We start from the raw sequence: 562 nt of genomic DNA, 5'->3' as shown, positions 1-562 counted from the left end.
CCAAATTTAGTCTCTTTATGATGCGACGAATAAGACGGCGAGACAAGACAATACCTTCAGCTTCCAGACATTTCTTGATTTTACTAGCACCGTATCTGGACTTACTCTCAAGAAAAATACGCTTCACCATTTCTTCAAGTTCAGTTTCAGATACTGGTTCTACAGCTTTGTAGTAATAGCTGGAACGGGGAATGTTCAGCCATCGACACATGGCTACAATACTGTATTTATCCTTGTTAGCAGTGATTATTTCCCTTTTCGTGCCATAATCACTGCCACTTGCTTTAGGATATCTAGCTGCATTTCAAGCTCTTTATTTCGTTTCCTGAGTTCCATCAGTTCCCGTTGTTCATCGGTAAGATTATCAACCGTCTTAAATGAACCAGTCGTTCTTGCCTGTCTGACCCACTTATCGAAGGTTGAGGGCGTTAAATCATATTCTTTGATAAGCTCACTACGCTTTCTTCCTGCATTGTGAAGGTCAACAATTTGTTGTTTGAAGTCATCAGTAAAGTGACGGCGAATTTTTCTAGACCTATCTGTTCTCCTCTTTTCTTTAGTG

1 pseudogene is annotated in these 562 nt (G+C 40.2%); it reads right to left on the bottom strand.

The features are described from left to right. Positions 1-525: pseudogene (locus AALA56_RS10160) on the bottom strand (transposase); the annotation flags it as partial. Between the last annotated feature and the right edge of the window lie 37 nt (positions 526-562).

The organism is Streptococcus hyointestinalis, assembly GCF_041225505.1.
Classification (GTDB): Bacteria; Bacillota; Bacilli; order Lactobacillales; family Streptococcaceae; genus Streptococcus; species Streptococcus hyointestinalis_B.
The sequence above is the reverse complement of the archived record's forward strand: the minus strand, read 5'-3'. Positions and strand labels throughout refer to the sequence as shown.